Genomic DNA, 20,952 nt, shown 5'->3' on the forward strand with positions numbered 1-20,952 from the left:
TCGAATTCGTGGTTAAGGGACTTTTAACGCGGGACCCTCTGCGGCATAAAAGAGTCAATGAGACGTTAACTGTCTCTCGACGAAAGGATGCCAAGCGCAGTGACGGCCCCGATCCGCTTTCCCCGGTTCTTCGTGACCAGCCCTGCGCCGTGTCCGTACCTGCCGGGCAAGAGCGAGCGCAAGGTTTTCACGGAACTGCGCGGGACCAGCGCGGACGAGCTCAATGAAGCGCTCGGCCGGATCGGTTTCCGCCGCAGCCAGACGGTTGCCTATCGCCCCTCCTGCCTCGACTGCCAGGCCTGTATCTCGGTCCGCGTCGTGGCCAACGAATTCAAGCCGTCTTCCACGCAGAAGCGCGCGCTTAAGGCGAACGAGGATCTCGTCGCAACCGAGTGTCGTCCCTGGGCGACCGGCGAGCAGTTCGAACTCCTCCAGAAATATCTCGCAGTGCGCCACCCCGGTGGCGGCATGACGCAGATGGAGGAAAACGACTTTGCGGATATGGTGGAACACACTCCAGTATCCAGCTATGTAATTGAATATCGGGAGCCGGGTATCGGCGCCGAACCTGGGCGGCTGGTGGGTGCCTGCCTGACGGACTACCAGGGTGACGGGCTGTCGATGATCTACAGCTTCTACGACCCTGAGCATGAGGATCGCGCCGGGCTTGGTAACTACATCATCCTCGACCATATCCGCCGCGCGGCGGAACGCGGATTGCCTTACGTTTACCTCGGTTACTGGGTCGAAGGGGCAGACCGCATGCAATACAAGGTCCGCTACCGGCCGCTTGAAAAGCTCGGCCGCGGCGGATGGGAACGCATGGCCGACGACGAACAGCGTCGGCTCATCGCCACGGCTACCGCCCCGCGTGCTCGCCGCCGTGACGAGGCCCTGCCTGCCAAGGATGGCACGCAGGCCGAATACAAGCTCGCTGACTGAGCACATCCGCCATTCGCTGATCCTTTGTGCTGCCGCCGCGGTCGCGTTCGCGCCGCTGGATCTGGCCGCCCAGGACATGGACGCACCTCCTTCGCTCGAGGATCTGATTCCCGACAGCGCAGTGGAGGACCCAGATAGCTGGGCTCAGCAGGGAACCGATGCGCCCGTCGCCACCGACATCGATGCTGAGGTAGAAGTCGAGGCGGATACGCCGCTAACCGATCTGCCTGGAATGGATCTCGCATGGCCCGAGGACATCGAACTCGAACCGTTGCAGCAGCTCGAGCCCGAGGAAGGCATCGAATTCGTCCAATTGCTCGATGATCGCCAGCAGGTCGCACTCGAGGACGCCGAGACCGAAGCGCTTTCCGCCTCACTCGTCCTCGGCTTTCCGCAGAAGGAACCGCCCTTCAGCGAACGGGGCGATTTCGTCTCGCGCTTTCAGGCGCTGTCGACGATCGAGGAACTGGACGGGGATGACGAGACCGTCGCGCAGCTTGCTGCCCGGGCGCGCGAGGATGAGGAATTGCTTGGCAATCTCCTTCGCGTCTACGGTTACTACGATGGCGAAATCATCCGTACCATCGGCGCGCGCGAGGTTGGTGAGGACGGTGGAGAGGCCGCTCCCCGAGTTCGCTTCGACATCATTCCCGGACCCCGCTACAAATACGGAGCCATCGATCTCGGCGATCTGGCGAGCGCGCTCGATGCGGAGGAATTGCGCGCATCCTTCGGCATCCAGCCGGGCGACTACCTGCAGTCCGACACCATCGTCCAGCAGCGCTTTAATCTCGACCGCAAGCTGGGCGAGACCGGTTATGCCTTTGCCGAGATCGACGAGCCGGAACTCCTGATCGACCACGAGAGGGTCGAGGGTGACCTGACCGTGCCGGTCCGGCCCATGGGCAAGTATGTCTTCGGCGATGTCATCAGCAGCGATCCGCGCTTCCTTTCGAGCAAGCACCTCGCGGAAATAGCGCGCTTCGATGCGGGCGATGTCTACAAGCGCAGCCTTGAAATGGACTTGCGGCGCGCCATCACCGCGACCGGACTCGTTTCAACCGTCTCCGTGACCCCGCGCGAGGTGGTCGCACCGCAGGGCGACCAGCCTGGCGTGGTAGAGATGGATGTCGGTATCGAGCGCGCGAAGCTGCGTACTGTCGCCGGTGCCATCGGTTACGGTTCGGAAGAAGGCATTCGGGTCCAGGCGAGCTGGGAACACCGCAACCTCTTCCCGCCGGAAGGGTCGCTGCGCCTCCGCGGCATTGTGGGCACGCGCGAGCAGCTTGCCGGCGTGACTTTCCGCAAGAACAACTTCCACGGGCGCGACAAGGTCCTGACGCTCGACGCCTATGCCTCGACCATTGACAGCGACGCCTATGATGCCAACACGGTGGCGTTAACCGGCAGCTATGAGCGCACCTCGACCCTGCTGTTCCAGAAGCCGCTGAGCTGGGGCGTAGGTGCTGAAATTCTCGCTTCAGACGAGCGTAACCGCGTAATTGGCGGCATCCCGCGTCCACGACAGACCTATTTCATAGCGTCGGTTTTCGGTCGGGCGACCATCGATACGAGCGATTCCCTCCTCGACCCGACCCGGGGCTTTCGCCTGACAGGTTTCCTCGCACCCGAGACGTCGCGTACGGCCGGCGACCAATTCTTCTATCTGCGCAACCAGGTCGACGCGGCATACTACCAGTCGATCACCGACAAGACGGTGCTTGCAGGACGGCTGAGGTTTGCCAGCATCCAGGGCGCGCCCCTTTATGCGCTAGCTCCCTCTCGCAGGCTCTATGCCGGGGGCGGCGGGTCCGTGCGCGGTTACGGTTACCAGTCCATCGGACCCAAGAACGACCTCGGCGAGGTGACCGGTGGGCTCAGCCTGGTGGAGGCATCGGTCGAGGCCCGTATCGGCACGGGTTTCTTCGACGGGGCGGTATCGGTCGTGCCGTTCTTCGATCTTGGTGCGGTTTCCATCAATCGCACGCCGGATTTCCGCTATGTGAAATACGGCGCCGGCCTAGGCTTGCGGTATGCTACCGGCTTTGGTCCTATCCGCATCGATGTGGGCGTCCCGCTCAACCCGGACCCTGAGGATTCCTCGGTCGCCGTCTACGTTTCGCTGGGTCAGGCCTTCTGATGGTCGATGACGTGGCCATCGTCGACGAGGTAGCGCCCCCGCGACGGAGATCCCGCCTTGGGCGGGCAACCAAATGGCTGCTGGGCATCCTCGGTGCGCTCGTACTGGCGGTGGTCGCCGCAGTTGTTCTGCTCAATACGCCTTTGGGTGAGCGCTTTCTCGCCAGCAAGATTGCCGAGCGAACCTTTCCCAATGGCCTCAACATCTCGATCGGACGGATCGAGGGCAACCTCTATGGCGCGGCGATCCTGCATGACGTCCGCCTCTCCGATCCCAAGGGCGTGTTCCTGACGATCCCGCGCGCCGAGGTCGACTGGAATCCCGGGGCATGGCTGTCCAACCGGCTGGACATCGACAGCTTCGTGGCCCGGCGCGCGACATTGTCGCGGATCCCCGAATTCCTGCCCAGCGAAGACGATAATCCCATCCTTCCTGGCTTCGACATCTCAATCGACCATCTGGAAATCGACAATCTGACGATCGCCCCCGGAATTGCGGGCGACAAGGCGCAGAGGATCGATCTCGATGCGGAACTGCAGGTCGAGGATCGCCGCCTGCTGGTCGATGCGAAGGGCACGCTGGGGTCGCGTGACAGGCTCGCCTTCAGGCTCGACGCGGAACCGGACGGGGATGACTTCGATGCTTCCCTGGATCTCGACGCGCAGGCGAACGGGCCGCTGGCGGCGCTGGCGGGGGTCGAGAAGCCGTACACTGCGAAATTGCGCGGCGATGGCACCTGGACTGCGTGGAAGGGTGGCCTGCTGGTCATGAGCGAAGACAAGCGGGTCGCGGCGCTGCGCGTGACGAACCGCTCCGGTCGCTTCGGTCTCCTCGGGAAGGTCGACCCGTCCGATTTCCTCTCCGGCCTCCCGCTGAGGGCGATGGGAAGCGATGTCGCGATCAGATCGGACATCAGGATCGACAACCGGGTATTCGATGGCCGGACGATCCTCGTCGGACGAGGCCTTTCGCTCGATGCGGATGGCAAGCTCGACCTCGCGGAAAACCGCGTCGACGGGCTCGATGTGATTGCGCAAGTGCGTGACCCATCGCTTTTCGGCAACGGGATTGCGGTGCGCGGCGGCCGGATGAACGCGACAATCAACGGCGCGTTCAAGGACCTGACGATCCTTCACGATCTGCAATTGGCGGAACTCGATGTCAGCGGCACCAAGCTTGCGCGCGTCCGCCAGCGCGGAACTGCCCGTTACGACGGTTCGCGTTGGACCGTCCCGCTCGACCTCGGCGTCGACCGGGTAACGAGCGGAAATACGTGGATCGACCCACGCCTCGTGAATGGCACTGCACGCGGCAGGCTGGTCCTCACAGGCAGCAAGCTCGCATCGGACGACCTGAGACTGGTTTTCAAGGGCATGACCGCGAACCTTGCCTTGCGAGGTGACGTTGCCAAGGGACGCTACGAGGTTCGCGGGCCGGTTCGCGCCGATCGCCTTGCGCTCGAGAACGTGGGCTCGGCAGGAGGCACGGCGGCCATCGACCTGACTCTCTCGCCGGGTGCACCATGGAGGCTCAAGGCCGATCTCGATGCGCGCATCGCGCCGGTGACCAATGCCACGCTGGCCAATCTCGCGGGAACGCCGATCCGTGTACGCGGGGGAATTGCCGTGGGAGGCGATGCCCCGCTTCGCTTCGATGGTGTACGGATCAATGCCAGCAAGCTGACGGCGTCGCTCAACGGTGACATTCGCCAGGGCACCACACGGGTCGCGGGCAAGGGACACCACGTCGATTACGGCGACTTCACCGTCGAGGCCTCGCTGACCCAGGAGGGCCCCCGCGCGGTGCTCGTCTTCGCCAAGCCGGCGACTGGTGTGGAGAATGTCCGCCTTGCCATCGCGCCGACCAAGGAAGGTTTCGCGATCGACGCTGACGGCGGATCGGTCCTTGGCCCATTCACAGGCAAACTCGGGCTGTTCGCTCCGAAAGGCGGCCCGACGCGGATCGATATCGACACGCTGACTGTGTCCGAAACAAGCGTCACGGGCGGCCTGACGCTGGTCGACGGCGGTGCACAAGGCCAGCTGGCCTTTGCCGGCGGCGGCCTCGACGGAACGGTGGACCTTGCTCCGCGCGGCGGCGGTCAGGGTCTCGATATCGACCTCAAGGCACGCAATGCGAGCTTTGGTGGAGAGCCGAGAATGCGGATCGCGCGTGCCGACCTGAAGGCGAGCGGGCTGATCCGCGACGGCAAGTCGAGCTTCACCGGCTCGGGCACGGCAGCGGGTCTGTCCTACGGGACGCTATTCATCGCCCGCGCGGCAGCCCAGGGCAAGATCGAGAACGGCAGCGGCACAGTCGATGCTTCGATTTCGGGTCGCCGGAATGCCCGCTTCGAGCTGGACCTCAACGGTCGTTTCACGCCGGGGCGGATTGCCGTGGCGGCGAAGGGTGAATTCGCCGGGCGGGCCATCACCATGCCGCGCCGCGCCATCCTGACCAGCCTCGAGGGTGGCGGCTGGGAACTGGCGCCGACACAGGTCAGCTATGGCGACGCGGGAATGGTAGCCTCCGGCCGGTTCGGCGGCGACAATCTCGCCTTCGACTTCAAGCTGGCCGGGATGCCCCTGTCGCTCATCGACATCGCGCGCTCGGACACCGGGCTTGGCGGGACGATTTCGGGGACTGTCAATTTCCGCAACGGCGCGAACGGAATTCCGGTCGGAGAAGCGAAGGTCAAGGTTGACGGCCTTAACCGCTCGGGCCTCGTCCTTACTTCACGGCCGGTAGACCTGTCGCTGGTCGCGCGCCTTACCGAAAGCGAACTCCAGGTCCGCGCCCTGCTGCGCAACGAGGACATCAGGCGCGGACGCGTCCAGGCTCGGATAAGTGGCCTGCCGCAAGCGGGCCTGCTGCTCGATCGCCTGCGTGCGGGACGCCTGGTGGCGCAGCTGCGCTACCAGGGCGCGGCGGAAAGCCTCTGGCGTCTTGCCGCCATCGAGGCATTCGACCTTACAGGCCCCGTATCGATCGCAGCCGATGCCACCGGATCGCTTGCCGACCCGACCGTTCGCGGCTCTGTCACAAGCGACGACTTGCGCGTGCTGAGCTCACTTTCAGGCACCGACATCCGAAAGGTTTCCGTGCGCGGCAAGTTCACCGGGTCGCGGCTCCAGCTCATGCGGTTTGCCGGGACCACCGATAATGGCGGGACGGTGAAGGGCAGCGGCATCGTCGACCTGCGCACCCTCGGCGAGCCGGTCGAAGGCCGGGTGCTCGAAATCCGCGGCCCGATCATCGACCTGCGTGCTTCGGCGGAGAATGCGAGGCTGCTCAACGCCAAGGGTCTCAATGCAACGATCACTGGACCGCTGCGCATCATCTCGGACGGGCTTGGCGGCACGATCGCCGGGCGGGTCAAGGTTAATCGTGCAAGCTGGAAACTTGGCGTGGCCGCGGACGACCTGCGGCTCCCGCAGATCCCGACGCGCGAGATCAATTCCCCCGCGAGCCGTGCTCCACGCGTCGCACCCGCGAGGCCCTGGCGCTACCTTATCGATGCCAAGGCAAGCAGTCGCATCGACGTCGACGGAATGGGTCTCGACAGCGAATGGGGAGCCGATGTCATCCTGCGTGGCACAACCGAGAATCCGCGTATCGGCGGACGTGCCCGCGTGGTGCGCGGCGACTACACGTTTGCAGGGACGCGGTTTGAACTAACTCGTGGCGAAATCGCGTTCGACGAAACCGTTCCGATCGATCCGCGCCTCGACATTCGTGCCGAGACCAAGCGCGACAGCCTGACCGTCGTCGTCACAGTCAAGGGCAGCGCGACCCAGCCGGAAATCGCCTTCACCTCCGATCCCTCGTTGCCGGAGGAAGAGATCATGGCGCGACTGTTGTTCGGTGGTTCGATCACGACCTTGTCCGCGACCGATGCGCTGCAACTCGGCGCTGCGGTAGCAAGCCTGCGCGGGGGTGGCGGCATGGACCCGATCAATCAGTTGCGCAGCGCGATCGGGCTCGACCGCTTGCGCGTGGTAAGCGCCGACCCCGCGCTCGGGCGCGGGACCGGCGTCGCTCTGGGCAAGAATTTCGGCCGCCGGTTCTACGCGGAGATCATCACCGACGGACGCGGCTACAGCGCGACCGAGGTAGAGTTCCGCGTGACCAGCTGGCTCTCGGTCCTGGCGGCCGTCTCGACGATCGGACGCGAGAGCGTCGTCGCCGAGATCAGCCGCGATTATTAGACCGGGTCAGCCTTCTTTTTTCGGAAGAAGAACAGCGTCGAGCGGGATGATGACGCCGTTATTGGCAGCAACCGCAGTGCCGGCGAACTTGGCCTTGGCTCCGCCTGGCATCGACACGGTGATTGCGTCACCTTCCTTGGCAAAGGTCACCTGACCTTCGCCCAGGGTCGTCATCGTGACAGGGCCGCCCTTGTCGACGATCGCCTTGTCGATGGCTTCGGGCGTAAGATGCCCGGGTACCATGTGATCGCGCAGCAACGCGATCAGCATGGGCTTCTGGTCATCCGCGAACAAAGCTTCTCCATCTTCGCCGAGCGCATCAAAGGCGGTGTCGGTCGGGGCGAGGACGGTGTAGCTGCCCGGGCCTTCCAGCAGGCCCGAAAGCTCGCTCTTGGTCAGGGCGTCGCGAAGCTTGGACATGCCCTCTTCGCCAGTGATGGCAGCAGCAAGCGTCAACGTGCCGTCGTCCTTGGTCGAGGCGGTCGCCGTTGCGTCGTCTTTCGCCTCCGAGCAGGCTCCGAGAAGCGGAAGCGAAGCGAGAGCAATGGCGGCGATACCGTTCTTGATCATTTTCATGGTCTTGTACTCCCTCAAACCAGCAGGTCGATTACAGCGGCGACAAGCTGCGTTTCGGGGTCGACGCGGTACACGTACCCATCCGAATAACGGTAATAGGCATCGGGCGTGTCGTAGTAGCGATCGCGATAGGCGTAGGGGACGTTGTAGACGTCGTAGCCCATCGGCATCGGCTGGCCGACGCGAATGTCGTCGCCGGTCAGGAGAGCCGCAACCGACATGATTGCGGCGTCTTCCGGATCGACCCGGTAGATCACGTTATCGGCATAGCGGTAGCGACCGCTTCCGCCGAGATCGTAATAGTCGACGTAATAGTCGGGCACCGGATAGTAGTTGTACGAGGTTGGCCACGGGTTGCCGATCGCCAGAGCGCCGCCGAGCAGCGGGATGTAGCCGCTGATGCCACCGCCATTGCCCAGGCGCAGCAGATAGCCGTCATTGTAGTAATAACGACCGTCGCCGTAATTGCTCAGGCCGAACAGGCTGGGACGATAGGAATAGCCGAACAGGCTGCGCTCGTATCGGTCCTTGGCCTGGCCCGGAGGCAGGCAGCCGTTGTGCTTCTTGGCAAGGCCCGGGGGGCACCCGTTGATCAGGCCACGCGACCCGTCGCGCAGCAGGAGTTCGCGGTCGCGACGGTAATCGACACGATCGACGAAGCGACGGTCTCCATCGCGGCGTTCGTCGTAGCCACGGTCGCGGTTATCGCGGTCGTCATCGCGGCCACGGTTGACGAAGGCGCGTTCGTCGCGCCGCTCGATACGGTTCTCGACTGCGCGGTCAACGCGACGTTCGACGGATTTGCCGCGATTTTCCACACGACGCTCGACCGCCTTGACTTGGCTGCGGTCATTGCCGCGGTTTTCGGAACGATGTTCGACAGCCTGCGGCCCACGGTCCTTTCCGCCGCCACGGTCCTGCTTCATTGTCGCAGCTTCAGGCTTGCCCTTGCCGTTTCCGTTACCCTTGCCGGGCTCGGCATAGGCGCCACCAGCTGCCAGCGCGGCTGCCGCCACGCCTGCCAGAATGTAACGCATGATAAGTCTCCTTTTGCCGGCTCAACGGGGGCGCCACGGTCTTGGTTCCTGCGCAAAAGCCCTTATTTCCGCCGTTTATCGGAGGTTCAGCTACCAGAGCGGTAAAGCGTTGCCTCGTCGCGACGACGGCGGACCAGCCCCTTGAGGACCCGCCCACCGGCCATGTTCCAGCGGCCAAACTCGTTCGCGGCAGCTGCGAAATCCCCGGCCCGATGGAGCTTGGTCAGGGTCGCCCGGGCGATGGCGCCAGTATTGTAGTGGAAGCTGACGAGGGCATCGAACTGCGCTTGTGAGGTGGGGGCATCGCCGATTGCGCGGGCCACGTCCCTGGCATGTCGCGCAATGTCCTTCGCGAGCCGGTCGTCGCATTGCTCGCGGGTCCAGACCGTGTCGTGGTCGATATCGGGTCCGGTCGCGCCCCAGCCTATGGTCCACGGCGCCCCGCCCGTGCCGGGATCCGGGTAGGCTTCGACAAGTCCGTCCCGCCGCAATCGCGCACAGCCTTCATAGCGCTTGATGAGTTGGAGCCCCGCAATCCCGATCCCACGATCTGGAACACATGGAACACGGTCCTGAGGCAAGTCTTCCATCCCGTCCAGGGCGCGATCGAGGGCCTCGATCTCGGAACGGCGAAATCCGCGCCCGAGCAGGCGGCGGACGAGGTCAAATAGCGGCTTGCGATCCATGATAATGCCTCTCTGGAATTGCTGGAGGCAGGGCGATTAGGCGGCATCGCCCGGTGTAGGAAAGTCGATGAACTACTCTTCGGTGCAGTGAGCGCATTTGTCCTATCCGGGCAATGGGTACGGGCGTATTGATGCCAGCCAAATGATAACGAGTCCGGACGACCGGGTCGCCGTCTGCATTCTTGGGAGGATGATGCATGAAGCGATCCGTTTTTGTCGCGGGCGTTGCGCTCGCCGCGCTGACGACCGGATGGGCGATCCCGGCGATGACCCAGTCCGCCGCCTCGCCCGCCCGCTACACGATGGACGCCGGGACCATGTCCGGCATGGCAGCAATGGGCGGTGGCGGTGGGATGGCGGCCGCCATGGCGATGATGCAGGGCAAGGGCGGCGGCGCGGCGCATGAACTGCACCTCAAGCTCGGCTCTGGGCAGGCTCCGACGGGCACTGCCAAGGCCGACCACTTCATGCCCAGCGGCGCCGGTCTCGGGGCGTCCGTGCCGCTGACCTATACTCCGGGCAAGGGGGAGATCGGGCCAGCGGGGACCGCGACGCCGAAGGGAAAGCTCTTGCTGTTCTGGGGGTGCGGCGAACATGCCCCGCCGGGCCAGCCGGTAGTCATCGATTTCTCAAAACTGGCCAAGGGCCAGGTTCCGCCCGACCTCTATGCCGCTGCGGTCAACATTCCCGAAGAGTGGCGGATCATGCCCTCCAACAGCCGCACCTACGGCGAATGGCCCAATGGCCTCGAGACGAAGGCCGTCCCGCCGAAGTCCTCGCTGATCGGGGCGCATCGGATCGCAAGCACCTATGCGCCCGAAATCTCCTTCTCCCTCGACCAGGACTTCATGGCCCCGGTCGAGGTTAAGAGCAGCCAGATGCCAAGCGGCGCATGGGACATGCGCTGGCAGGGGGTGGGCGGCGCGACCGGATACTATGCCTGGGTGATGTCAGCAAAGGAGGGGCCGGGTCGCGAGGCGTCGGAGATGGTGTGGTGGACCTCGAGCCCAAACCGTGCCTTCGGCGGCCCGATGTGGGACTGGCTCTCGCCTGCGGCAGCCGCCAAGCTGGTCGCCGCGAAGACCGTCATGGCGCCGTCGCAGACCAGTTGCACGGTTCCGGCCGAAGTGCAGAAGGCGGGCGGCGAGATGATGATGGCCAACCTCTCGGCCTTCGGGCCTGAACGCAATTTCTCTTTTCCGCCCAGGCCGCCGAAGGCTGCGGCTGGCTGGAAACCCGACTGGATCGCGCGGGTCCGGTATCGTTCGACCAACATGTCCGTTCTCGGCATGGAAATGCCCGACATGGGTCAGATGAGCGATTCCGAAGCCTCCGAAGCGGCTCCCAAGCCCGCCTCCAAGCCCAAGTGCAAAGGGCTGAAGGGGATTGCGATGAGAGCTGCCGGTCTGTGCGAATGAACCGGGCGCGCCCGTAGAGGCGTTGAGCTAGGTCGTCGAAGCAATCTCGCGAATGGCCTCGGCCAGCCTGTCGACCTCGCGCTCCCGCGTCGCCAGCGCCGGAGTCACGCGGATACATGCGCCCGAGGCAAGGCCCGTGCGGTGGACGGTGAAGATGCGGTGGCGTTCGAGCAGCTTCGCAGCCAGCGCCAAGTTCTGTTCGCGCGTGACCTGCCCACGCAACCGGAACGAGGTGATCGCGCCATAGCAGCGCGGATCGTCGGGCGTCAGTATCTGGACCTGCGGGAGTTCGTGCAAAGGCGTCACCCAGCGGTCGCGCAGTGACTTGAGCCTGCCTTCACGCCGGGTCGATCCGATCGCCGACTGGAAGGCAAGCGCGGTCGGGACGGTCAGCTGAGCAGCATAGTCCGGCGTACCGGTATGGGCGCGCGAATAGATTCCGGTGCTGTCCGGCGGCTCTGCCGGATCCGGATCGATTGCCGCAATCCTCTCCTTGCGGATGTAGAGCGCTCCCACGCCAAGCGGCGCGCCGATCCACTTGTGGAGGTTCATGGCGATGAAATCGACCTTGAGATCGGGCAGGGCGAAATCGAGCTGTCCGACGCTGTGCGCTGCGTCGACAATGCAGTCGATCCCCCGTGCGCGCGCAAGTTCCGCGATCTCCGCAACGGGCAGGACAAGCCCGGTGCGGTGGCTTACATGCGTCAGGAGCGCCATCCGGACATCGGGATTGGCGGCAAAGGCCTCCGCATAGGCTGCGACCAGATTGTCGTGCGTGGCAGGTTCGGGCAGGGCGATCTTCGCGACGCGCACGCCCCGGCGTTCCCCTAGGGAGTCCATGCACGCCTGCGCACTGTCGTAGTCGAGGTCGGAATAGAGCACGGCATCGCCAGGCTTCAGGCGATTGTACTGAAGGATCAGGGCCTTCAGCGCCTCGGTCGCATTGCGGGTGAGGGTGATTTCCTCGAAGGCCACGCCGAAGAAATCCGCTACCTTCTCCGTCACTTCCTGCAGATCGTCGTTCATGGTCCGGCGGGCGTAATAGCTCGTATCCCGGTTCACCCGTTCGACATTGGCGAGGTAGGCCTGCTGTACCGGGCGGGCCATCATGCCCCAATTGCCATGCTCGAGCTGGATGATTTCGCGCGTGACATCGTACTGGCCGGCGATCTCGTCCCAGTTCCCGGAGAGCGAAGCCTTGCCCAGCGTCGCGGGCAGCAGCGGGAGGGCGGCTGCCCCGAACAAGGTCCTGCGGTCGAATTCCATGACAGCCCCTCGAAGTTGTGTCGCGAGCCTATCAGAGGGGCTTGCCGTGTCGATAGCGCATCACTTGTTCGACACCGCCGCAAACGAAAAGGGCGCCCGGTTTCCCGGACGCCCTCCTCGGTGATTGCGGGGCTATGCCGCCAAAAGGTTAAGCGGAATAGTACATGTCGAATTCGGCCGGGCACGGCGTAGTTTCGACGCGCATGACTTCTTCCCACTTCAGCTCGGCATAGGCGTCGATCTGGTCCTTGGTGAAGACGTCGCCCTTGAGCAGGAACTCGTGGTCGGCTTCGAGGCTTTCCAGGGCTTCGCGCAGGCTGCCGCACACGGTCGGCACGTCGGCGAGTTCGGCCGGCGGCAGATCGTAGAGGTTCTTGTCCATGGCTTCGCCCGGGTGGATCTTGTTCTGGATCCCGTCGAGACCTGCCATCAGCAGTGCTGCATAGGCGAGGTAGGGGTTGGCCATCGCGTCGGGGAAGCGGAATTCCACGCGCTTGGCCTTGTCGCCGGAACCATAGGGGATGCGGCAGGAAGCCGAACGGTTGCGTGCCGAATAGGCAAGCAGCACGGGAGCCTCGAAGCCCGGCACCAGGCGCTTGTAGCTGTTGGTGGTCGGGTTGGTGAAGGCGTTCAGCGCTTTGGCGTGCTTGATGACGCCACCGATGAAATAGAGGCAGGTTTCCGAAAGGCCGCCATACTGGTTGCCCGCGAAGGTCGGCTTGCCGCCATCCCAGATGGAAATATGGGTGTGCATGCCCGACCCGTTATCGTCCTTGATCGGCTTGGGCATGAAAGTCGCGGTCTTGCCATAGGCGTGGGCGACCTGGTGCACGACGTACTTGTAAATCTGCATACGGTCAGCGGTCGTGACGAGCGTGCCGAAGGTCAGGCCAAGCTCGTGTTGTGCCGCTGCGACTTCGTGGTGATGCTTGTCGCAGGGCAGGCCCATTTCGATCATGGTCGAAACCATCTCGCCACGGATATCGACGGCGCTGTCGACCGGGGCGACGGGGAAGTAGCCGCCCTTGGCGCGCGGACGGTGCGCCATGTTGCCGCTCTCGTATTCCTTTCCGGTGTTGGTCGGCAGTTCGATGTCGTCGATGGCGTAGCCCGAGCCGGCATAGCCGTCTTCGAAGCGGACATCGTCGAACATGAAGAACTCGGCTTCGGGGCCGACGTAGACGGTGTCGCCGATACCGGTCGACTTGAGGAATGCCTCGGCGCGCTTGGCGGTGGTACGCGGGTCGCGCGAATACCATTCACCGGTCGAGGGTTCGACGATGTCGCAGAACAGGATCATCATCGGCTCGGCGCTGAACGGGTCCATGTAGACGTGTTCGAGGTCGGGCTTCAGGATCATGTCGGATTCATTGATGACCTTCCAGCCGGCGATCGACGAACCGTCGAACATCAGGCCGTCTTCGAGCTGGTCTTCGTCGAGCGTCTTGGCGACCATGGTCAGGTGCTGCCACTTGCCCTTGGGGTCGGTGAAACGCAGGTCGACCCATTCGACGCCGTCGTCGGCGATCTGCTTCAGGACCTTCTTTGCACTGGACATTGGTATTGCCTCCGTTTGAACTCGTTGGGTTTGGGGCTCTGCGCCCGGAATTGATCAGATGGCGTCGTTGTCGCGTTCGCCGGTTCGGATGCGCAGCGCGCCTTCGATATTCGAGATGAAGATCTTGCCGTCACCGATCCGGCCCGTCTGGGCGGCGGCGGCGATGGCCTCCACGGTGCGTTCGGCGATGTCATCTGCAACGACCACCTCGAGCTTCACCTTGGGCAGGAAATCGACGACGTATTCGGCGCCGCGATAGAGCTCGGTGTGACCCTTCTGGCGCCCGAAGCCCTTGGCCTCGGTCACGGTGATGCCGGACACGCCGATTTCGTGAAGGGCTTCCTTCACCTCGTCGAGCTTGAACGGCTTGATGATCGCTTCGATCTTTTTCACTTGGTTTCCGTCCTCGGGATGCTGCTGCGATTTCGATCCTCGCGCGATTCAATCCAAGAATCGTGCCAAGCGTCGCGTCGGGCCGTAGACGAAGAATCGGGGCCTTCGGAAGGGGTGTTGCGCAATTTTTTGGCCGAATCCGGCTGCTCTTGCGCAACAGCCCGATCGAGATGCCAGACCGGTGCCTAGCGACTGGTCGCGCCGTGCCTAATTTTTGGGCAGGCTAGAGCCGCAGGCCCGCAGTTTCGGGCAGGCCGCAAAGCAGGTTGAGGTTCTGCACCGCGGCCCCGCTCGCACCCTTCCCGAGGTTGTCGAGGCGGGCGACGAGGCGTGCGTTCCAGCCACCGTCATTGCTGAACACAAAAAGTTCGAGGCCGTCGAAAGGCGTATCGTCGGGACCCAGCAGCAATTCGCCGACGGGTTGCTTGTCGTGGACCGTGACGACCGCGGAACCGGCGTAGAATTCGCCAAGGGCATCCCGCAAGGCATCTGCCTGCGGGTCATTCGCCATGGCGTCCAGGTGGAGCGGAACCTCGACGATCATGCCGCGGTAGGCGGGAACGACCGATGGCGCGAAAATGACCGGATGTTCGAGGCCCGCATGGGCCTTCATCTCGGGCAGGTGCTTGTGCTTGAGGTCGTAGCCATAGGCGCGGAATGCGGGGGCGCCAGGTGCCTCGAACCGCTCGATCAGCGCCTTGCCGCCGCCCGAATATCCACTGACCGCATTGACGGTGTAGGGCCAGTCGGCAGGCAGCAGGCCTGCGCGCACCAGCGGTGCGACAAGGGCGAGGAAGCCGGTTGGGTAACATCCGGGATTGCTCACCCGGCGCGCCGTTGCTACCCGCTCGCTGCCGACCAGCTCGGGGAAGCCATAGCACCAGCCCTCGGTCGTGCGGTGCGCGCTCGAAGCATCGATCACGCGGGTGCCGGATACCGGGTCGATAAGAGCGACCGCCTCGATCGCAGCTTCATCGGGCAGGCAGAGAATGGCGACATCCGCTTCGTTCAGCGCCTCGCGCCGGGCGGCGGTATCCTTCCTCTGCGCATCGTCGAGCGTGATGAGGCTGAACTCGCTGCGGCCCGCGAGCCGTTCCGCGATTTCCAGCCCGGTCGTGCCCGCCGCGCCGTCGATGAAGACCTTATTCGTCACTGTCGGCTTCGAGTGCACCGAGGTGCACATAGCCGCTGGGGCCCTCGGGGCCGCACGCGATCCAGGCCCAGTCGCCTGCGACGTCGAGCAGTTCGACCGCCGTTCCGCCCGAAAGTGATGCCCCGTCGCCCGCGTCATCGCGCATGGCGAGCTTGAGAACCGCGCCGCCAGCGGCAACCTTGCGGAGGTGCGGGATCACGTAGTGCGCGGCGAGGTAGCGCCCGGCGAGCGCAATGTGCGCCAGGTCCCCGCGAAGCGGCAGCGTTCCCGGTGCAGGCTTTTCGACCGGACCCTTCAGTCCGACGATCCCTTCGGGAAGTTGGTAGCTGGCCTGTTCGCTCACTCTTTGTGGATGCCCTGAAATTGCGGTTGCGGGCGCTTAACCCCACGGGCGCATTCCCGCAAGACGGCGCCGAAGGTTAGTCCCGACTGAGGACGTATGCATCAGGGTGCATTGCGATGTGCGGCACGATGCATCTGCGCGCGAGACGGGCACTGCGGCAGGTGTTTCTCCCTCAACAGGGAGCCATGTCATGCTGACCAGAGAAGCAACGGACGTTGATCGTGGAGGAGGGATTTCACCGAATCCGCACATGGACCGCGGAAAGGCGATTCTTGCCCGTCACCCCCAAATACGCACCCTCATCGGGCGAAATCCAGGTACTGCGGCGTGGATTGCGCTGACCTGGACGATACAGATGGGCTTGGCGGCGACGGCTGCGACGATGCCGTGGTGGGTCATACTTCCGCTGGCCTATTTCCTCGGTGCCTTCGTTGCCCTGGCCCTGTGGGCCTTGCTCCACGAATGCACTCACGACCTCGTGTTCAGGCGGAGATTGCACAACCGGATGCTGGGTCTGGCAGCGGCGACTCCGTTGGTGCTGCCGGTCGCTGCACCATTTCGAAAGTACCACCGGCTGCACCACCGCCATCAGGGAGATCCGGCAAGAGATGCCGATGTTGCCAGCAGGTGGGAGTGTCGGTTGGTCGGTAGCAATCCCGTCGCGAAGGCCTTCTGGCTTGCGCTAGGTCCAGTGCTGCAGGCGGTAAGGCCGATGCGGATGAAGGGTGTCAGCCTTTTCGACCGGGACTTCGTGGCGAACTGCATTCTACAGGCAGTTTTCATAGCTGCGGTCGCGTCGGTTCTCGGTGGAGGAGCGATTGCATACCTCTTGCTAGCCAATTGTTTCTCGCTTGGACTCCATCCACTTGGAGCGCGCACGATACAGGAGCACTTCACTTTCGCTGACGGGCAGGAGACCTATTCCTACTACGGCCCGACCAACATGTTCGTCTTCAATGCTGGTTTTCACGTCGAGCACCACGATTTGATAGGGGTCCCATGGAATCGCCTGCCGCAGGTGGCCGCCATGGCGCCCGAGCTCTACGCCGGGCTGCATTCTCACCGTTCCTGGTCCGGGCTTCTCGTGCGTTTTCTTTTCGACCCGGAGATTACCCTTGAGAGCCGTGTGGTTCGTCAGCGGGAGAAGATCGCATGAAGAACGCGGGCATCCTAAGGCGTGCAGGCTACAGCCTTGCGGGCCTCCAGATCGCGCTGATGCAGGAACGAAGCCTGCGCAGTCATGTCGTCCTCTCACTTTCGTTGTTCGGCGCGATGGCGGCGCTTGAAGTAGGACGATCGTGGTGGGCCGTAATGCTTCTGGCGGTGGCTGTCGGTTGGGGGTTCGAACTCATGAATGCCGCGGTCGAACGCCTGTGCGATCGGCTGCATCCGGATCGTCACCCCGATATTGGCGCAGTCAAGGACCTAGCCTCGGGCGCGGCTTTCGTTGTCAATGTGACCACCGGCCTGTTGGCCTTGGCGATGTTTTCCGAACGCCTCTAGCCGTAGCGCGTTTGCAGCATGTGCCATGCGGCGCGCAGGCCATAGGCATCGCCGCCCTTGGGCCTGCCGGGCTTGGCTACCGGACGCCACGCAAAGGTGTCGAAGTGCGCCCAGTCGATGCCTTCGCCGACGAACTTGTCGAGGAACAGGCCCGCCACGCTTGCCCCGGCAAAGCCGTTGGTGTGCGAATTGTTGAGGTCGGCGATGTCGGAGGACAGCCATTCCCGATAGGCTTCGGGCAGGGGCAGGCGCCACGGCTGGTCGTCGCTCGCCTTGCCCGCCGCGATGAGTTCCTCGGCAGTTTCGTCGCGCCGCGTCATCAGCGCCGGATAATCGGGACCAAGTGCCACGCGCGCCGCGCCGGTCAGTGTGGCGAAGTCGATGATCAGTTCGGGCTTCTCCTCGCTCGCACGTTGCAGCGCGTCGCCGAGGATCAGGCGACCTTCGGCATCGGTATTGCCGATTTCGACAGTCAGTCCCTTGCGCGTCTTGAGCACGTCGCCAGGGCGGAAGGCATTGCCACTGATCGCATTCTCGACCGCCGGGACGAGCAGGTGCAAGCGAACCTTCAGCTTTGCCCCCATGACGAGGCCTGCTAGCGCGATGGCGTGGGCAGCTCCACCCATGTCCTTTTTCATCAGCAGCATGCCGCTCGCAGGCTTGATGTCGAGACCGCCGGAATCGAATGCGACGCCCTTGCCGACGATGGCCAGAACCGGATCGACCTCCTTGCCCCAGGTCAGGTGCATGATCCGCGGTGCATGGGTGCGGGCCGCGGCACGCCCGACTGCGTGGACCATGGGGTATTCGCGTTCGAGCGCATCGCCCTTCGTCACGCTGAGCTTGGCCGAATGCGCCTTGGCGAGCTTCTCGCACTGCGCCTCGAGCGCCTCGGGCCCCATATCCTCGGCCGGCGTATTGACGAGGTCGCGGACAAGGCTGACGGCCTTTGCCTCGGCAATCGCGGCATCGATCCTGCCAGCCTCCTTGGTCAGGAGGACGCGCGGTCCGACCGGACGCTCGGGCTTCTTGTAGCGGTCGAAAACGTATTGAGCCGTCTGCCAGCCGTGGAGGGCCGGACCGGGTTCGCCATCGACGCGGCGGTAGGTTCCCTCCGGCAGGACTTCGGCCAGCTTGGCGAGGCACCAGCTTGACAGGCTCTCCGGGTTCGCCACGCCGCCCACGGCAAAGAACCCGTCGCCATCGGGCACGATGCCGACCTGGTAGCCACCGCCATCGAACTTTTGCGCCGCCAGGGCCGCGCGCTGGCCCGCCGATAGTTTCTTGACCCAATCGGCAAAGCCGTCGCGATTAACGAGGTGGATGGCTGTCGCTTCCTGGCCCTTGTCGGGCTGGATTAGCGGCGTCTTGTCGGCCATATCGGCGAAGTCCCTCTTTCAACGATTTCCATGGAGGAAACCGGCATGCGAGCGTCCCTGTTCCTGATTTCGCTGGCTCTGTCGAGTGCCGCCTGCAGCGATGCTACCGAGTTTGCCGAAGACGCAGGGGTCAAGAAGGAGGCCGTATCGACTCCGGAGACAGCCCAGGCGAAGGCCGCCGCTGGCGGTGCGAATGCCATCTCCAAGGAAACGGAGCAGTATCAGTTCGCCTACGCCTGGCCTGAAGAAGCCGGGCGACACGACAAGCTGGCCGCATTTCTCCAGGAGGACGCCGATCACATGCAGGGAGAACTGGCCAAGGAAGCGGCAGAGGACTGGAAGGGTGCCGAAGGACAGGACTGGACCCCGCGCCAGCACAGTGCATCGCTGGAATGGAAAGTCGTCACCGACACGCCGCGCTTCCTGTCGCTTTCAGGCCATCTCGCCACCTACTCGGGCGGCGCGCACGGGATGTACGGCGTGGAATCGCTCGTGTGGGACAAGAAGGCGGACGACGGGATGGATGCCAAGGTCCTGTTCCAGTCACCAATCAGGCTCGAAACCGCTCTCGGGGCGGAGCTTTGCGCCAAGCTCAACAAGGAGCGCGAGAAGCGCAGGGGCATCAAGGTCGACCCGAACAGCGGTGACTCGTTCGACAATTGCCCGGGTCTCGACGAGGCGACGGTGCTGGTGGGCTCCTCGACCGGCAAGACGCTCGACCGGCTGACGATCTACTTCGGACCCTATGTCGCCGGTCCCTATGCGGAAGGCGATTTCGAGCTCGATTTCCCGGTGACCGCCGCGGTTCTGGATGCGGTGAAGCCCGAATATGCGAGCGGTTTCAGCATCAAGCGCTGACGGCCTCGCAATTCGACGCTGCAATCGCTATGTGGCGCGCATGACCGAATACCAGGTGATCGACAACGAAACGGCCGTCTACCGCGACGGCACCATCAAGCTCCACGGGCCGGAAGGCTTCGACGGGATGCGCAAGGCCGGCCGCCTTGCCGCCGAAATCCTCGACGAGCTGACCACTTTCGTGCAGCCGGGGGTGACCACCGGCCAGATCGACGATCTGGTGCGGACGATGACGCTCGATGCGGGCGCGGTCCCGGCGACGATGGGCTATCGCGGCTATGCGCACAGCTGCTGCACCTCGATCAACCATGTGATCTGTCACGGCATCCCCTCGGACAAGGCTCTGAAGGACGGCGACATCGTCAATATCGACGTGACCCCGCTGCTCGACGGCTGGCACGGCGATACCAGCCGGATGTATTTCGTCGGCGATGTATCGCTCAAGGCGCGCAAGCTGGTCGACGTGACCTACGAATGCCTCATGCTCGGTATCGAAGCGGCATCGAAGCCGGGTGCGCGGCTGGGCGACATTGGCGCCGTGATCGAAGCGCATGCCCGCCAGCATCGCTATGGCGTGGTGCAGGAGTTCTGCGGCCACGGCCTCGGTCGCCTGTTCCACGATGCCCCCGAAGTCATCCATGCCGCCCGCGCGGGAACGGGTCCGGAATTGAAGCCCGGCATGTTCTTCACCATCGAGCCGATGATCAATCTCGGTCGTCCGCATGCCAAGATCCTCGGCGACGGCTGGACCGCGGTGACGCGCGACAAGTCGCTTTCCGCCCAGTTCGAGCACTCGATCGGCATTACCGAGAACGGCGTCGAGATCTTCACCGAGAGCCCCAAGGGGCTGCACCAGCCGCCTTACTGATCGGGTGCGGGTTCCCCGGGCGTCATCGTCCGGTCGTCCCACGACTGGTCGCTGATGAAGCGACCGCGCTCCGCCTCGCGGCTCATGGCGATGACGTGGTCCACGCCTTCGATGGTAATTTCGAAAGTCCCGTGCTCGGTTGCGCGGATGAGGCCCTTCGACTTCAGATACCAGGCGTGGAAGTCGAACGTGTCGTCCGAACAGTCGATCAGCTCCTGGATATAGAAGCCGATCACGCCCGGATCGCGCGGCTTCTCGCGCCGCCGCTTGTAGAGGAACTGCAGGATCTTCTCGTGCGCGGAAGCGTCTTCGGAGGCCGTCCGCTCGTCGATGCGCAGGTCGCCTTCCTCGACCTCCTCGAACACCGCATCCTTGTGGTGTGTGCGGTATTCGCGGTCGTATTCGGCGCGGGAGTCCGGATCGCGTAGTACGCGATAGGCCTCGATGATCTCCTGGAACTTGTCCACGTCCGCAGTCTGCGTGTGGTCCGGGTGATACATCTGCGCGAAGTAGCGATAGGCCTTTTCGAGCATCTTCGCATCGCAGGTCGGCGACACCTGCAGCAGCGCATAGAAATCGGTAAAGCTGTGACTTTCGTCGTTCATCAAGGCCTCGCCGTGTGAC

The 20,952-nt window shown here is 63.8% G+C and carries 18 protein-coding genes; 8 read left to right on the top strand and 10 right to left on the bottom strand.

Translation table 11 applies throughout. From position 1 onward, the window contains the following. Positions 1 to 99: 99 nt before the first annotated feature. Genes IRL76_RS01940 through IRL76_RS01950 form a run of 3 tightly spaced genes read left to right on the top strand, consistent with a single transcriptional unit; the run spans position 100 to position 7,290 of the window. Entirely contained in the window at positions 100 to 942 is an 843-nt protein-coding gene (locus IRL76_RS01940; RefSeq protein WP_200982665.1) for an arginyltransferase, read from the top strand. Then, entirely contained in the window at positions 908 to 3,082 is a 2,175-nt protein-coding gene (locus tag IRL76_RS01945; protein ID WP_246449921.1) for an autotransporter assembly complex protein TamA, read from the top strand. Before IRL76_RS01940 ends, IRL76_RS01945 begins: the two co-directional genes overlap by 35 nt. Continuing rightward, positions 3,082 to 7,290 carry a translocation/assembly module TamB domain-containing protein gene (locus IRL76_RS01950; RefSeq protein WP_200982668.1) on the top strand — a complete coding sequence of 1,403 codons (4,209 nt, stop codon included), beginning with the start codon at positions 3,082 to 3,084 and terminating at the stop codon, positions 7,288 to 7,290. The genes IRL76_RS01945 and IRL76_RS01950 overlap by 1 nt, the downstream gene beginning before the upstream one ends. Positions 7,291 to 7,296: 6 nt before the next feature. Here IRL76_RS01950 and IRL76_RS01955 read toward each other — a convergent pair whose 3' ends face one another. From IRL76_RS01955 to IRL76_RS01965, 3 genes are all read right to left on the bottom strand, one after another. Next, positions 7,297 to 7,866: a fasciclin domain-containing protein gene (locus IRL76_RS01955; RefSeq protein WP_200982669.1), complete on the bottom strand. Its 570-nt coding sequence runs from the start codon at positions 7,864 to 7,866 to the stop codon at positions 7,297 to 7,299. A 14-nt stretch (positions 7,867 to 7,880) separates the two neighbouring features. Next, positions 7,881 to 8,903, bottom strand: a complete 1,023-nt coding sequence (locus IRL76_RS01960) for a hypothetical protein (protein WP_200982671.1) — start codon at positions 8,901 to 8,903, stop codon at positions 7,881 to 7,883. A gap of 86 nt (positions 8,904 to 8,989) precedes the next feature. After that, entirely contained in the window at positions 8,990 to 9,589 is a 600-nt protein-coding gene (locus IRL76_RS01965) for a lysozyme (protein ID WP_200982673.1), read from the bottom strand. Between the two features lie 197 nt (positions 9,590 to 9,786). Here IRL76_RS01965 and IRL76_RS01970 point away from each other — a divergent pair, with 197 nt between their 5' ends. After that, positions 9,787 to 11,007: a hypothetical protein gene (locus IRL76_RS01970; RefSeq protein WP_200982675.1), complete on the top strand. Its 1,221-nt coding sequence runs from the start codon at positions 9,787 to 9,789 to the stop codon at positions 11,005 to 11,007. A gap of 27 nt (positions 11,008 to 11,034) precedes the next feature. Here IRL76_RS01970 and IRL76_RS01975 read toward each other — a convergent pair whose 3' ends face one another. The 5 genes from IRL76_RS01975 to IRL76_RS01995 all read right to left on the bottom strand — a co-directional run bounded on the left by IRL76_RS01975 (position 11,035) and on the right by IRL76_RS01995 (position 15,720). After that, entirely contained in the window at positions 11,035 to 12,273 is a 1,239-nt protein-coding gene (locus IRL76_RS01975; protein ID WP_200982677.1) for an aminotransferase class V-fold PLP-dependent enzyme, read from the bottom strand. Positions 12,274 to 12,421: 148 nt separating this feature from the next. Further along, the gene (gene glnA / locus IRL76_RS01980) at positions 12,422 to 13,831 is read right to left on the bottom strand and encodes a type I glutamate--ammonia ligase (RefSeq protein ID WP_200982679.1); all 1,410 of its coding nucleotides are present in this window, start codon (positions 13,829 to 13,831) and stop codon (positions 12,422 to 12,424) included. A 54-nt stretch (positions 13,832 to 13,885) separates the two neighbouring features. Continuing rightward, positions 13,886 to 14,224, bottom strand: a complete 339-nt coding sequence (locus IRL76_RS01985) for a P-II family nitrogen regulator (protein ID WP_200982681.1) — start codon at positions 14,222 to 14,224, stop codon at positions 13,886 to 13,888. Between the two features lie 223 nt (positions 14,225 to 14,447). Next, on the bottom strand, positions 14,448 to 15,377 hold the full coding sequence (argC, locus tag IRL76_RS01990; RefSeq protein WP_200982683.1) for an N-acetyl-gamma-glutamyl-phosphate reductase: 930 nt from the start codon (positions 15,375 to 15,377) through the stop codon (positions 14,448 to 14,450). Next, positions 15,367 to 15,720 (bottom strand): hypothetical protein, encoded by a 354-nt coding sequence (locus tag IRL76_RS01995; RefSeq protein WP_200982685.1) that lies wholly within the window; start codon positions 15,718 to 15,720, stop codon positions 15,367 to 15,369. The genes argC and IRL76_RS01995 overlap by 11 nt, the downstream gene beginning before the upstream one ends. A 190-nt stretch (positions 15,721 to 15,910) precedes the next feature. Here IRL76_RS01995 and IRL76_RS02000 point away from each other — a divergent pair, with 190 nt between their 5' ends. Together IRL76_RS02000 and IRL76_RS02005 are read left to right on the top strand one after the other, a co-directional pair. Further along, positions 15,911 to 16,876 (top strand): fatty acid desaturase, encoded by a 966-nt coding sequence (locus tag IRL76_RS02000; protein WP_200982687.1) that lies wholly within the window; start codon positions 15,911 to 15,913, stop codon positions 16,874 to 16,876. Continuing rightward, positions 16,873 to 17,223: a diacylglycerol kinase gene (locus IRL76_RS02005; protein ID WP_200982688.1), complete on the top strand. Its 351-nt coding sequence runs from the start codon at positions 16,873 to 16,875 to the stop codon at positions 17,221 to 17,223. The genes IRL76_RS02000 and IRL76_RS02005 overlap by 4 nt, the downstream gene beginning before the upstream one ends. On the opposite strand, the gene IRL76_RS02010 is transcribed toward IRL76_RS02005, so the two are convergent. After that, positions 17,220 to 18,602 (bottom strand): leucyl aminopeptidase family protein, encoded by a 1,383-nt coding sequence (locus IRL76_RS02010; RefSeq protein WP_200982690.1) that lies wholly within the window; start codon positions 18,600 to 18,602, stop codon positions 17,220 to 17,222. The two genes, IRL76_RS02005 and IRL76_RS02010, sit on opposite strands and share 4 nt — an antisense overlap. A gap of 45 nt (positions 18,603 to 18,647) precedes the next feature. Here IRL76_RS02010 and IRL76_RS02015 point away from each other — a divergent pair, with 45 nt between their 5' ends. After that, positions 18,648 to 19,460 (top strand): DUF3298 and DUF4163 domain-containing protein, encoded by an 813-nt coding sequence (locus tag IRL76_RS02015; RefSeq protein WP_200982692.1) that lies wholly within the window; start codon positions 18,648 to 18,650, stop codon positions 19,458 to 19,460. Positions 19,461 to 19,500: 40 nt separating this feature from the next. Then, positions 19,501 to 20,328 (top strand): type I methionyl aminopeptidase, encoded by an 828-nt coding sequence (gene map / locus IRL76_RS02020; RefSeq protein ID WP_200982694.1) that lies wholly within the window; start codon positions 19,501 to 19,503, stop codon positions 20,326 to 20,328. Here the strand turns inward: map and IRL76_RS02025 are convergent. Next, a complete protein-coding gene (locus IRL76_RS02025; RefSeq protein WP_200982696.1) occupies positions 20,322 to 20,933 on the bottom strand; it encodes a DnaJ domain-containing protein in 612 nt (203 codons plus the stop codon). The two genes, map and IRL76_RS02025, sit on opposite strands and share 7 nt — an antisense overlap. Positions 20,934 to 20,952: the final 19 nt, after the last annotated feature.

Origin of the sequence: Qipengyuania soli (assembly GCF_015529805.1) — a bacterium.
GTDB classification, from domain to species: Bacteria; Pseudomonadota; Alphaproteobacteria; order Sphingomonadales; family Sphingomonadaceae; genus Qipengyuania; species Qipengyuania soli.